Origin of the sequence: Streptomyces sp. G45, assembly GCF_049542095.1 — a bacterium.
Taxonomy (GTDB): Bacteria; Actinomycetota; Actinomycetes; order Streptomycetales; family Streptomycetaceae; genus Streptomyces.
Window position 1 is genome coordinate 7508226 of sequence record NZ_JBMUZU010000001.1, and the last position, 12631, is coordinate 7520856.

Genomic DNA, 12631 nt, shown 5'->3' on the forward strand with positions numbered 1-12631 from the left:
CGCCGCGCCCCGCCGGGGCGCCCGGGCCCCCGGAATCGCTGAGTCCGCCCAGCGGGCACCCAGCATCACCCCGCCGCCACCGACCGCGGGGCGTACCACCCATGGAGAAAGGCACTTTTCGTGCGTAACACCACCAAGATCACCGCTGCTGTCCTGGCCACCGGAGCCCTCACCCTCGGGCTCACCGCCTGCGGCTCGGACAAGGACTCCGCGGGCGACAAGGACGGACCGCTCGTCGTCGCCGCGACCGCCACCCCGCAGGGCCAGATCCTCGAGTACGTCAAGAAGAACCTCGCGAAGAAGGCCGGGCTCGACCTGGAGGTGAAGGAGTTCACCGACTACGTCACGCCCAACACCGCCGTCCAGCAGGGCGAGGTCTTCGCGAACTACTTCCAGCACAAGCCGTACCTGGACGACTTCAACAAGAAGAACAAGACGGAGATCGTCCCGGTGCCGAACGCCACGGTGCACCTGGAGCCGCTCGGCGTCTACTCCAAGAAGATCAAGAAGCTCGACGACCTCAAGAAGGGCGCCACGGTCGCCGTCCCCAACGACACCACCAACGAGGCCCGCGCCCTCAAGCTCCTCGCCGACAACGGCGTCCTCAAGCTCAAGCCGGGCGTCGGCTTCGCCGCCACCCCCAAGGACGTCGTGTCCAACCCCCTGGACCTGAAGTTCAAGGAGCTGGAGGCCGCCCAGCTGCCGCGCTCCATCGACGACGTCGACGCCGCGGTGATCAACGGCAACTACGCCCTGGAGGCCGACCTCAGCCCGGCCAAGAACGCCCTCGTCGCGGAGAAGGCCCAGGGCAACCCGTACGGCAACTTCCTCGCCGTGAAGAAGGGCAACGAGAACGACCCGCGGGTCAAGAAGCTCGCCAAGCTCCTCACCTCGCCCGAGGTCAAGAAGTTCATCGACGACAAGTACGATGGCGCCGTCGTCGCCGCGTTCTGACATGCGGCGCGCCGACACCCGGGCCCGCGCCGCCGCGGCGGCTGGGGCCCTCGCCCTGGCGCTCGGCCTGACGGCCTGCGGCTCGGACTCCGGCTCCGACGGCGACGCGCTCGTCGTCGGGGCCACCCCGACCCCCGCCGGTGAGGTCCTGACGTACATCCAGCAGAACCTGGCGAAGAAGGCCGGGCTCGACCTGGAGATCAAGGAGTTCACCGACTACGTCACGCCCAACACCGCCCTCCAGGAGGGCTCCCTCGACGCCAACCTCTACCAGCACACCCCGTACCTGAAGGACTTCAACAAGTCCAAGAAGACGGACCTGGTGCCGGTCACCGAGGTGTACCTGCCGCCGATGGGCGTCTACGCCGAGGACGGCGAGAAGCTCGGGGACGTCACCCGGCTGCGCTCCGGCGCGACCGTCGCCGTCCCCAACGACACCACCAACGAGGGCCGGGCGCTCCAGCTCCTCGCCTCCAAGGGCGTGATCGGACTCAGGAAGGGGGCAGGTGCCAACGCCACCCCCGAGGACATCGCGTCCAACCCGAAGAAGCTCACCATCAAGCCCCTGGAGCCCGCGCAGCTCCCGCGCTCCCTCAAGGACGTCGACGCGGCCGTCATCAACAACAACTACGCGCTCGACGCGGGCCTGAGCCCCAAGAAGGACGCCGTCCTCCTCGAGTCGGCCAAGGACAACCCGTACAACAACGTGCTCGCGGTCAAGAAGGGCCACGAGGACGACGCGAACGTCCGCAAACTGGCCAAGCTCCTGACGTCGCCCGAGGTCAGGAAGTTCATCGAGGACAAGTACCAGGGCTCGGTGCTGCCCGTCGCCGCGCGCTGACGCACGCCGTGCGCCCCGCGCGCCCGACCGGGATCCCACGGGGTCCGCTCCGCACGCCGGAGCGGACCCCGTGGTGCGTTCACGCGTCACCATGCTGCATGCTGGGCACTTCGGCAGGCCCGAAGGTCCTTGACGGCGCTATAGGTTCACGGAGCGAAGGGCCCATGAAGGTTACGGAGCGGCGCATGACCACAGCCTCCTCAGGCTCCTCGGGTTTTCCCGACATCTCCATCAGCACGGAGCGGTTGCTGCTGCGCCCCTTCGAGGAGGCGGACGTCCCCGCCTACGCGGAGATGATGAACGACGAACTGGTCACCGCCTGGACCGCCGTGCCGCAGCCGTACACCGAGGCCGACGCCCGCGCCTGGATCACCGAGCGCGCCCCCGCCGAGCGCACCGCGGGCCGCGGGATCGCCTTCGCCGTCACCGAGTTCCTCACCCAGCGCCTCGTCGGCACCGTCCGGCTGCGCCGCACCGACTGGCGGGTGCGCTCCAGCGAGCTGTGCTACGTCTCGGCGCCCTGGGCCCGCGGCGAGGGGTACGCCTCCGAGGCCGCGCTCGCCACCGCGCAGTGGCTGTTCCACGACCAGAAGTTCGAGCGCATCGAACTGCGTACGGCCGCCGACAACACCGCGGCGCAGCAGGTCGCCCAGAAGATCGGCTGCATCAGTGAGGGCGTGCTGCGGGGCGCCTGGATAGCGCGCGTCAGAAACGGCGGCGATCCGCTCGGCGGGTGGATCGACCTGCGGACCGACCTCATCGTGTGGAGCCTGCTGCCGGAGGACCTCGAAGGGGTCACGGAACCGGCGACGACCTTCTCCAGCTGGTCCTAGCCCCTCGCGGGCGCGCCCCGGAACCCGTTCGGTCGCGGCGAGGTCCCAGCCCGTCCGGCGGGTGAGGACGAGGCCGCAGGCCGATGGGCAGGGGTGCCAGGAGAGGGCGGAGCCCCCTGGTTCCGCCTGGTTTCGGGACGGGGCGGGATGGGGGAGCTCCCAGCCGGGCACCACCAGGTACGCTCCCTGCGGGCCGCACACGCCCCACCCCCTTCCACGACCCGAGACCCACCCGAGACCCCACAGGAGACACACGACGATGGCCGACCGGGTCACGGTGATCGGCTGGGACGGCACGCCCCTGACGACGGCGGCCCGCTCAGCCCTGAGCGCCGCGACGCTCGTCGCGGGCGCGGCCCACCACCTGTCCCTCCCCGAGGTCCCCCCGACCGCCGAACGCATCCGCCTGGGCAGCGTCGCCCTCGCCGCCCGCCGCATCGCCGCCCACCGCGGCACCGCCGTCGTCCTCGCCGACGGCGACCCCGGCTTCTTCGGCGTCGTCCGCACCCTGCGCGCCCCCGAGTTCGGCCTGGAGGTCGAGGTCGTCCCCGCCGTCTCCTCCGTCGCCCAGGCCTTCGCCCGCGCCGGGATGCCCTGGGACGACGCCCAGGTCGTGGTCGCCCACCGCCGCACCCTGCGCCGCGCCGTGAACGTCTGCCGCGCCCACAGCAAGGTCGCCGTCCTCACCTCGCCCGGCGCCGGGCCCGCCGAACTCGGGCTGCTCCTGGAGGGCGTCCACCGCACCTTCGTGATCTGCGAGGAACTCGGCACCACGCGCGAGCAGGTCACCGTCGTCACCTCCGACAAGGCCGCCGACCACACCTGGCGCGACCCCAACGTCGTCATCGTCATCGGCGGCCCCGTCACCCACGACCCGGCCGCCGCCCACGACGGGGGCTGGATCGCGGGCCGCGAGCCCGTCACCACACCGCGCGGCTGGGCCCTGCCCGCCGCCAGCTACGGCGGCGAGCACGAACTCGGCGAGGGCGAGACCGACCGCATCCGCGCCGCCCAACTCGCCCGTCTCGGCCCCCGCGTGGGCGACCTGGTCTGGGACATCGGCTGCGGAACCGGGGCCTTCGCCGCCGAGGCCGCCCGCTTCGGCGCCGCCGTCATCGCCGTCGACCGCGACGCGGACGCCTGCGCCCGCACCACCGCCGCCGCCCGCCGCTTCGGCGTCCACGCCCAAGTCGTCCACGGCACCGCCCCGCACATCCTGGAGAACCTGCCCGAGCCCGACGTCGTGCGGGTCGGCGGCGGGGGCGCCGCCGTCGTGTCCGCCGTCGCCGACCGCCGCCCGGAGCGCATCGTCACGCACGCCGCGACCCGCGACGCCGCCGAACTCCTCGGCAGGGACCTGTCGGAGCACGGGTACGCCGTCGAGTGCGCGCTGCTCCAGTCCGTGGAGCTGGACACCCGCGCCTGGACGGAGCGGAAGAGGACCGTCGTGTTCCTGCTCTCGGGCCTGTTGCTCGACCGAACGGCGTGACCCTCGCGGCCCTGCCACCGCCCGGTGCGGGGTAGGCTGGCCGATCGTTGTACCGCACCCGGATGCCCGGCAATTCCTCGGTCAAGGCCGGGAAAACCACCCGTTTCGGGTGGTGTGTGTGGTACGGCGGACCGCGGGACGCGCGACGTGGCGCAGTCCACAGCGGACCGTGGCCGATCACGCTGCCGCGGGGGCGGAGCTACCGCGACAATGCCTGTGTCCGTACGCGGCGCGTGCCGCACGGCACACGCGCTCGTTGTGGATGACGGGCGGTCACAGAAGGACTAACCGATGGGCGAGGGGTACGCATGACCGACACCGGCCAGGTCCCGGGCGAGGGACTGCCGGAGAACGCAGGCATGGTGGAGCAGCCGGGCATCCCCGCCCCGGGCGCGTACGCCTTCCTCGACCCCTCCGAGAACCCCGCCGATGACGACGACCTGCTGCTGATGCCAGGCGCCCAGGGCGCGTGGAGCGAGACGCAGGGTGGACAGGCGGGCGTCGCGCAGCCGCTGGCGGCCCCGGCCCAGGTTCCGCCGCAGGCCCCGCCCGCGCGCGGGCGCGGACGCCAGGCGGCCCGCCGCGCGGCGGCAGCCCAGGCGCAAGCGCGGGCGCAGGCGGGCGCGGTGGACCAGTCCGGTGCCGGGCAGCCGGGCGGTGTGGCGCAGGGCGCCGCGCACCCGCAGGCCGCCGCTCAGGCGCCGATCGCGCAGGACGGGACGGGGCAGGACGCGATGAGACAGGACGGGATGCGGCAGGACACGGCGGGTCAGATGCCGGTGGATCAGGTTCTGGTGGACCAGGTGCCGGTGGACCAGCTTGCGGTGGGTCAGGTGCCGGTGGACCAGATGCCGGTTGATCAGGTGCCGGTTGATCAGGTGCCGGTGAACCAGGCTCACGTCGGCCAGGCGCAGCCGGGTCAGGTGGCCACCGCCCAGGCGCAGGCCGCCCCCGCCCAGCCGGGTCTCGCGCAGCCCGGTCCCGCGGACGCTCAGGTCCAGGCCGCCCCCGCCCAGGGGCCCGCTGGCCAGGAGCCCGGCGGCCAGGAGGGCTTCGACCAGGCGGGCGCGGGCTTCGACCAGGTCCCCAACGCCCAGGTCCCCCACTCTCAGACCCCCAACGCCCAGACCCCCAACGCCCAGGCCGTCGCCGACCCGGCGGCCATGGCCCAGGCCCAGCCCGGCCCGACCCCCGCCGACCCGGCCCAGGCACCCCCCGCCCCCGCCGGGCACCTCCCCGCCGAGCAGGCGCCCGTCGCCCCCGGCGCGCAGCCCGACCCGGGTGCCGCCCCGGTGCCCGCCGAGCAGGACCTGGCCGCGCACCAGCCCGGCCCGCACGAGACCGCGGGCCGGGACAGCGGCTCCGTCGACCTGACCGGCACCGGGCTGCACGGCGGCCCGGCCCACGCCCCCGCCGCGCACCACGGCGCCGCCAGGCGTCCGCTGCACCGCGGCCCGGCGGCGCCCGCCGTGCCCAACGCCGCCGCGAGCCCGGTGCGTTCCCTCGCCGACCGCGGCCCCGCGGGCGGCACCCCGCACGCCGTACCGGTGCGCAACCCCGGCCCGCCGACCAGCGGCCCCGAGTACCTGGACGTCCCGCGCGACGACGCGGGCGTGCTGCCCGGCCCGCAGCTCGGCGAGATCCCGCCGCAGCCCGCGGCGCCCTGGACCCCGCAGCCCCAGGAGTCCCTGCCCCCGCACCTCCAGGCGGCGCCACACGCCCCCCAGGGGCTCCCCGCAGAAACGGTCGTCCCGGAGACCCCGGAGATCCCGCATGCCTCAGAGGCCTCGCACGCCTCAGAAGCCCCGCACGCCACACCCGCCCCCCAGGCCACCGACGAGCCGGACGCCCCGGCGGACACCCCGATCGCCCCGGCGGACACCCCCGAAGCCGTGCACCCGGAGGCCGCCGCCCCGGCGCCCGAAGCATCCCCGGCGCACGCGCAGCCCGTCGCGCACGCCCCCGAGGCCGAAGGCCCCGAGAGCGCTTCCGATGCCCCCGACGCCACCGCCGCGCCGGACGCCACCACCGCGCCCGCCCCCCACGCGCCCGCCGCCCCGGCCCAGGAGGCGGTCCCGGCGCCCGCCGCGGACGGGACGCCCGTACCGAACACGCCCGCGGAGACGCGGGCTCCGGGCGCCCCCGACGCCGACGGCAGCGCCCCGGACGCCCCGGACGCGTACGCCGACGAGATCGTCATCGCCCCGCAGCCCCTGGCCGCCGACGTCACCCCGCAGGCGCCCGACGCCGCCCAGCCGTGGCCCGGCGCCCACACCCCGCAGGGCCCGCACCTCGCCGCGCCGGGCGCGGAGGGCGCGGTTCCCGGGCAGCACTTCCCGGAGCCGCCCGCGCCGCTCGGCCAGTTCGTGCCGGTCGAGGGCTCGGTGCCCACCACCCCGCACCTGGCCCCGACGCCGCCGCGCCCCCTCGCCGTACCGCAGGAGCTGTTCGACGCGCCGCAGCCGGGCGCCGAGCAGGCCGACGCGGCCGCCCAGGAGACCGGCGACGCCGCATCCGCCCCGGCGCCCGTCCTCCTGGCGCCGGACGCACTCCCCGACGCCGCCGCACAGGCGGCGCCCGAGGCGCCCGACGGCGCCGAGGGCACGACCGTACCCACCGTGCCCGCGCCCCGGGACGGCGAGCGGCCCCCGGCCGCCCCCGCCCCGGACGCGGCATCCGTCTCCACGACGGACGGCCAGGCGCCGCCCGCCCCGGAGGCGGCCGACCCCGACGAGCCGATGCACGCACCTCACCCGGCCGAACCGACCGACCCCGCCCCCCAGGCCGACGAGGTCCCCACCCCGGACCCCGCCGCGCCCGTGGAGCCCCCCGCCGCCGACCCGGCGGAGCCGACCGGCCTCCCGGAGCCGCTGACCGTCATCGCCGACGGCGCCGACGGCACGGAAGACCCCGAAGCCCCGGGCGCCCCCGTCCAGGGCGACGCCTCGGACCTCGCCGAGCCGCTGGACCCCGAGGCCGACGCGACCCCGCTCGACCCGCCCGCCCCGGCCTACGCCGACGCCGAGCGGGAGGCCGTGCTGCGCGTGATGCGCGAGCGCCGCGACATCCGCAACGGCTTCCGCTCCGACCCCATCCCGCACGACGTGCTGCTGCGCGTCCTGGAGGCCGCCCACACGGCGCCGTCCGTGGGCCACTCCCAGCCCTGGGACTTCGTCGTCATCCGCTCCGCCGACACCCGGCGCACCATGCACGAACTGGCCCAGCGCCAGCGCGAGGCGTACGCCAAGTCGCTGCCCAAGGGCCGCGCCAAGCAGTTCAAGGAACTGAAGATCGAGGCCATCCTCGACACTCCGGTGAACATCGTCGTCACCGCCGACCCCACCCGCGGCGGCCGCCACACCCTCGGCCGCCACACGCAGCCGCAGATGGCCCCGTATTCCTCGGCGCTCGCCGTCGAGAACCTGTGGCTCGCCGCCCGCGCCGAGGGCCTCGGCGTCGGCTGGGTCAGCTTCTTCGACGAGCGCGAGATGGTCCGCGCCCTCGGCCTGCCCGAGCACCTGGAGGTCGTGGCGTACCTGTGCGTCGGGTACGTCGACGAGTTCCCGGACGAGCCGGAGCTGATGCAGGCGGGCTGGTCCAAGCGCCGCCCGCTGTCGTGGGTCGTGCACGAGGAGACGTACGGCCGCCGCGCGCTGCCCGGCGAGGACCCGCACGACCTGCTCGCCGAGACCGTCGGCAACATCCGCCCGCTGGACGCCAAGGCGCTCGGCGAGGCCTGGGAGCGCCAGAAGCGCATGACCAAGCCCGCCGGGGCGCTCGGCATGCTGGAGATCATCTCGGCGCAGCTCTCCGGCCTGTCCCGGATGTGTCCGCCGCCGATCCCGGAACCGGCCGCCGTTGCGATCTTCGCGGGCGACCACGGTGTGCACGCCCAGGGCGTCACCTCCTGGCCCCAGGAGGTGACCGGCCAGATGGTCGCGAACTTCCTCGGCGGCGGCGCCGTCTGCAACGCCTTCGCCAATCAGGTCGGCGCCGAGGTGTGCGTCATCGACGTCGGCGTGGCCAGCGAACTTCCGGCGACGCCCGGCCTGCTGCCCCGCAAGGTGCGCGCCGGTACGGCCGACATGACCACGGGCCCCGCGCTCACCCGCGAGGAGGTCAAGGCCGCCATCGAGGTGGGCATCGAGACCGCCCGCGACCTGGTCGCCGCGGGCAACAAGGCCCTGCTGACCGGCGAGATGGGCATCGCGAACACCACCGCGTCCGCCGCCCTGATCTCCGTCTACACGGACACCGACCCCGCCGAGGTCACCGGCCGCGGCACGGGCATCAACGACGAGATGCACGCCCGCAAGGTCGAGGTCGTCCGCCGCGCCCTCGACCTGCACGAGCCCGACCCCGCCGACCCCATCGGCGTCCTCGCGGCCATCGGCGGCCTCGAACACGCCGCGATGGTCGGCCTGCTCCTCGGCGGCGCGTCCCTGCGTACGCCGGTGATCCTCGACGGCGTCAGCGCGGGCGCCGCCGCCCTGGTGGCCCGCGCCATCGCCCCCGAGGTCCTGGCCGCCTGCATCGCGGGCCACCGCAGCGCCGAACCCGGCCACGTGGCGGCCCTCAACAAGCTGGGCCTGCGCCCCCTGGTGGACCTGGACCTCCGCCTGGGCGAGGGCACCGGCGCCCTCCTCGCGCTGCCGGTCGTGCAGAGCGCGGCGCGGGCGATGCACGAGGTGGCGACGTTCGACTCCGCTGGCGTGACGGAGAAGTAGCAGTTCTCAGCCCGTCGAGGGGGCACCCCCTGCTCCTTAAGAGCTTGGGGGAGTTTGAGGACGAGCGCGAAGCGCGAAAGGGGGTCCAGGGGGCGAAGCCCCCGGTTTCGGGAAGGGGCGGGCTTGGGGAGCCCCCGGCAGGGCCCCACCCACCCGTACCGCCCCACCCCGCACCAAGGAAAGGCGCACCATGGCCACCGAACACCCCGTCTACCCCGTAGGCCTCCGTCTCACCGGCCGCCGCGTCGTGGTCCTGGGCGGCGGCCAGGTGGCCCAGCGCCGCCTCCCCGCCCTCGTCAGGGCGGGCGCCGACGTCCACCTGATCTCCCCGTCGGCCACCCCCTCCGTGGAGGCGATGGCCACCGCGGGCGAGATCACCTGGCACCGCCGCAGGTACGAGGACGGCGACCTCACCGACACCTGGTACGCCCTGATCGCCACCAGCGACCCCGAGGCCAACACCCGGGCCTCCGCCGAGGGCGAGCGGAACCGCGTCTGGTGCGTCCGCTCCGACGACGCCGAGGCCGCCACCGCCTGGACCCCGGCCACCGGCCACAGCGCGGGCGTGACCGTCGCCGTCCTCACCACGGACGCCAAGGACCGCGACCCCCGCCACACCGCCGCCATCCGCGACGCCGTGGTGGAGGGCCTGCGCGACGGCACCCTGGTGGCCCCGCACCACCGCCCGCGCGCCACCGGCACCGTCGCCCTCGTCGGCGGCGGCCCCGGCGACCCGGACCTGATCACGGTCCGCGGCCGCCGCCTGCTCGCCGAGGCCGACGTGGTCATCGCCGACCGCCTCGGCCCGCGCGACCTGCTCGCCGAACTGCCGCCGCACGTCGAGGTGATCGACGCGGCGAAGATCCCGTACGGCCGCTTCATGGCCCAGGAGGCCATCAACAACGCGCTCATCGAGCACGCCAAGCAGGGCAAGGCCGTGGTCCGCCTCAAGGGCGGCGACCCCTATGTCTTCGGGCGCGGCATGGAGGAGCTCCAGGCCCTGGCCGACGCGGGCATCACCTGCACGGTCGTGCCCGGCATCTCCAGCTCGATCTCGGTGCCGGGCGCCGCGGGCATCCCCGTCACGCACCGGGGCGTGGCCCACGAGTTCACCGTGGTCAGCGGCCACGTCGCGCCGGACGACGAGCGCTCCCTCGTCGACTGGCCCGCGCTCGCCCGGCTCACCGGCACCCTGGTGATCCTCATGGGCGTCGACAAGATCGGCCGGATCGCGGAGACCCTGATCGCCCACGGCAAGGCGGCGGACACCCCGCTCGCCCTCATCCAGGAGGGCACCACGGCCGCCCAGCGCCGCGTCGACGCGACCCTGGCGACGGTGGCCGACGCCGTCCGCACCCACGAGGTGAGGCCCCCGGCGGTCATCGTGATCGGCCCCGTGGCGGCCCTCAACCCCGAGCAGCCCGCCTGACGGCCCCGCGACCCGGCATAACCATCGGTAACGCGACGGCCCCCGAGCCGTTGGCACCACTCCCCGGACAAGGCAGTATCACCCTGTGGCTGAACCCCAAGGTCTGATCACCATCGACGACCCCGACGACCCGCGCCTGCGCGACTACACGGGCCTGACCGACGTCGAGCTGCGCCGCAGGCGCGAACCCGCCGAGGGCCTGTTCATCGCCGAGGGCGAGAAGGTGATCCGGCGCGCCAGGCTCGCTGGCTACGAGATGCGCTCCATGCTGCTTTCCGCCAAGTGGGTGGACGTGATGCGCGACGTCATCGACGAGGTCCCCGCCCCGGTGTACGCGGTCAGCCCCGACCTGGCCGAGCGGGTCACCGGCTACCACGTGCACCGCGGCGCCCTCGCCTCCATGCAGCGCAAGCCGCTGCCCACGGCCGCGGAGCTGCTGCGGACGCACCGCCGGGTCGTGGTCATGGAAGCCGTGAACGACCACACGAACATCGGCGCCATCTTCCGCTCCGCCGCCGCGCTCGGCATGGACGCGGTCCTGCTCTCCCCGGACTGCGCCGACCCGCTGTACCGCCGCTCGGTGAAGGTCTCCATGGGCGCGGTCTTCTCCGTGCCGTACGCGCGCCTCGACTCCTGGCCCAAGGGCCTGGACGGCGTCCGCGAGGCGGGCTTCAGCCTGCTCGCCCTCACCCCCGACGAGAAGGCGAAGACCCTCGACGAGACCGCGCCCCACCGCATGGACCGCGTCGCCCTGATGCTCGGCGCGGAGGGCGAGGGGCTGTCGACCCAGGCCCTGATGGCCGCCGACGAATGGGTCCGCATCCCCATGGCCCACGGCGTCGACTCGCTGAACGTCGGCGCGGCGGCCGCGGTGGCGTTCTACGCGGTGGCGACGGGCCGCCCCCGCGACTAGCTCAGCCGCCCACCGGGCGGCGGCGCCACTCCCGTACGCACGACCTGTTCTCGCACTTCCCGTACTTCCTGTACTTCCTGTACTTCCTGTACGCCGATGACGCGCCGCTCGTGGGAGGGCGCGCCGAGCCCGCGGGCGGGCCCCTGGCAGCCCTGCGCCGCGGCGATCCCCAGGGCCACGAGCAGCGTCACGACCACGAACACGAACAGGCGCTGCCGCAGCAGCCGGGGGTTGGCGGGCCGCAGCCGCGTGCCGGTGGTCCGCGGCCCCTGCCGCCCGGCGCCGCCGCGCGGTGCGGGCCGGGCGCCCGAACCCTTGGTGCCACGGGGTGCGACGGGGCGCGCGCCCGACGGGGAGCCGCCCGTGCGCGAGCCGCCGGTGCGTGAGCCGCCGGTCCTCGGCGCGCCGGGCCGGGAGCCGGAGCGCGGCGGGGGAGTGCCCGGTGAGGTGCGGCGCTGGGTGCGCTGCTCCGCGTACGTGTCGGCGAGGCGGCCCGTCGGGCGCTCATGGGCGTCCTGGCGGGGGGCGGGCGGCCGGACGTCGGTCAGGCCCTGAGCCTCGCGGGCCGCGATCTCCTTGAGCCGCAACGACAGTTGGAGCGTGCTGGGACGTTCCTCCGGGTCCTTGGCGAGACAGGTCCGCAGGAGCGGGGCCAGCGCGTCGGGCACGCCCCGCAACTGGGCCTCCTCGTGCACGACCCGGTACAGCATGACCTCGGAACTGCCGTGCCCGAAGGGCGAGTCGGCCATCGCCGCGTACGCCAGCGTGGCGCCGAGGGCGAACACGTCGGTCGCGGGGGTCACGGCGGCGCCGCGCACCTGCTCGGGCGCGAGGAAGCCGGGCGAGCCGACGGCCGTGCCGACGTGCGTCAGCGTCGAGGCGCCCGTCGCCCAGGCGATGCCGAAGTCGATGATCCGCGGCCCCTTCGGGGACAGCAGGATGTTCGACGGCTTCAGGTCGCGGTGGACGACACCGGCCTCGTGCACGGCGACCAGGCCCTCCGACAGGGCGGCGCCGATGACGGCGACCTCCGCCGCGGACAGCGGCCCTTCGGCAGCGACCTTGTCGTGCAGGGAGGGTCCGGGCACGTACTGCGTGGCGAACCAGGGGCGGTCGGCCTCCAGGTCGGCGGCCACCAGACGGGCGGTGCAGCCGCCGCGGATCCGCCGGGCCGCCGAGACCTCCCGGGCGAAGCGCGACCGGAACTCCTGGTCCTCCGCCAGGTCAGGCCGGATGACCTTCAGCGCGACCCGCTGGCCGCGCCGGTCGGAGCCCAGATAGACGACCCCCATCCCGCCGGCGCCCAGGCGCCTGTGCAGCCTGAACGAGCCGACGACACGCGGGTCCTCACGCCTCAGGCGCATCATCGCCATGTTCATCCCCGCTGCCCGGTCCGTCTGACGAGCCACAGCTTACGTTTCCACGGCCGGGCACGTGCAGAGGCC

General features: G+C 74.8%; 8 protein-coding genes. 7 read left to right on the top strand and 1 reads right to left on the bottom strand.

The features are described from left to right. Nucleotides 1–120 precede the first annotated feature (120 nt). The 7 genes from ACOBQU_RS31865 (at nt 121) to ACOBQU_RS31895 (ending at nt 11186) form a co-directional block, all read left to right on the top strand. Nucleotides 121–954 carry a MetQ/NlpA family ABC transporter substrate-binding protein gene (locus ACOBQU_RS31865; RefSeq protein WP_423631888.1) on the top strand — a complete coding sequence of 278 codons (834 nt, stop codon included), beginning with the start codon at nt 121–123 and terminating at the stop codon, nt 952–954. A gap of 1 nt (nt 955) precedes the next feature. Further along, on the top strand, nt 956–1795 hold the full coding sequence (locus ACOBQU_RS31870; protein ID WP_423631890.1) for a MetQ/NlpA family ABC transporter substrate-binding protein: 840 nt from the start codon (nt 956–958) through the stop codon (nt 1793–1795). A gap of 185 nt (nt 1796–1980) precedes the next feature. Then, the gene (locus ACOBQU_RS31875) at nt 1981–2628 is read left to right on the top strand and encodes a GNAT family N-acetyltransferase (protein ID WP_423631892.1); all 648 of its coding nucleotides are present in this window, start codon (nt 1981–1983) and stop codon (nt 2626–2628) included. A 259-nt stretch (nt 2629–2887) separates the two neighbouring features. Then, nucleotides 2888–4117: a precorrin-6y C5,15-methyltransferase (decarboxylating) subunit CbiE gene (gene cbiE / locus ACOBQU_RS31880; RefSeq protein WP_423631894.1), complete on the top strand. Its 1230-nt coding sequence runs from the start codon at nt 2888–2890 to the stop codon at nt 4115–4117. 308 nt (nt 4118–4425) lie between these two features. Next, nucleotides 4426–8844, top strand: coding sequence for a nicotinate-nucleotide--dimethylbenzimidazole phosphoribosyltransferase (gene cobT / locus ACOBQU_RS31885; protein ID WP_423631896.1), 4419 nt, complete (start codon nt 4426–4428; stop codon nt 8842–8844). 190 nt (nt 8845–9034) lie between these two features. Then, nucleotides 9035–10273 carry a uroporphyrinogen-III C-methyltransferase gene (cobA, locus tag ACOBQU_RS31890; protein WP_423631898.1) on the top strand — a complete coding sequence of 413 codons (1239 nt, stop codon included), beginning with the start codon at nt 9035–9037 and terminating at the stop codon, nt 10271–10273. Between the two features lie 85 nt (nt 10274–10358). After that, entirely contained in the window at nt 10359–11186 is an 828-nt protein-coding gene (locus tag ACOBQU_RS31895; RefSeq protein WP_423631900.1) for a TrmH family RNA methyltransferase, read from the top strand. On the opposite strand, the gene ACOBQU_RS31900 is transcribed toward ACOBQU_RS31895, so the two are convergent. Next, nucleotides 11183–12565 carry a serine/threonine-protein kinase gene (locus ACOBQU_RS31900; RefSeq protein ID WP_423634848.1) on the bottom strand — a complete coding sequence of 461 codons (1383 nt, stop codon included), beginning with the start codon at nt 12563–12565 and terminating at the stop codon, nt 11183–11185. The two genes, ACOBQU_RS31895 and ACOBQU_RS31900, sit on opposite strands and share 4 nt — an antisense overlap. Nucleotides 12566–12631: the final 66 nt, after the last annotated feature.

Bases quoted from the DNA above. Each gene is read 5' to 3' on its own strand.
- ACOBQU_RS31875 (WP_423631892.1), top strand. From the start codon at position 1,981: ATGACCACAGCCTCCTCAGGCTCCTCGGGTTTTCCCGACATCTCCATC.
- ACOBQU_RS31900 (WP_423634848.1), bottom strand. From the start codon at position 12,565: ATGAACATGGCGATGATGCGCCTGAGGCGTGAGGACCCGCGTGTCGTC.
- cbiE (WP_423631894.1), top strand. From the start codon at position 2,888: ATGGCCGACCGGGTCACGGTGATCGGCTGGGACGGCACGCCCCTGACG.
- cobA (WP_423631898.1), top strand. From the start codon at position 9,035: ATGGCCACCGAACACCCCGTCTACCCCGTAGGCCTCCGTCTCACCGGC.
- cobT (WP_423631896.1), top strand. From the start codon at position 4,426: ATGACCGACACCGGCCAGGTCCCGGGCGAGGGACTGCCGGAGAACGCA.
- ACOBQU_RS31870 (WP_423631890.1), top strand. From the start codon at position 956: ATGCGGCGCGCCGACACCCGGGCCCGCGCCGCCGCGGCGGCTGGGGCC.